General features: G+C 36.1%; 1 protein-coding gene. It reads left to right on the top strand.

From position 1 onward, the window contains the following. Positions 1 to 237: transposase (locus HMPREF2837_RS04185; protein ID WP_186823201.1), on the top strand; the 237-nt coding region annotated here is incomplete at its 5' end. Positions 238 to 274: the final 37 nt, after the last annotated feature.

Genomic DNA, 274 nt, shown 5'->3' with positions numbered 1-274 from the left:
AGTTTCATGGGATATTTAAAAGGTAAAAGCGCTCTAATGATGTTTGATAAACACGCAAATCTGAAATATAAGTTTGGAAATCGACATTTTGGGGTAGAGGGATATTATGTGAGTACAGTTGGCCTCAATGAAGCCACAATAAAGAAATACATTCAGGAACAAGAGCGAAAAGATATTGCTTTAGATAAGTTGAGTGTAAAAGAATATGAAGATCCCTTTAGGGATAGTGGCAAGTAGTACATATGCCTCTTTGAGAGGCTTGTGACGAGTCAAA

This window comes from Streptococcus sp. HMSC071D03, from assembly GCF_001812125.1.
Classification (GTDB): domain Bacteria; phylum Bacillota; class Bacilli; order Lactobacillales; family Streptococcaceae; genus Streptococcus; species Streptococcus pseudopneumoniae_N.
This window is presented reverse-complemented; position numbering and strand designations above follow the sequence as displayed.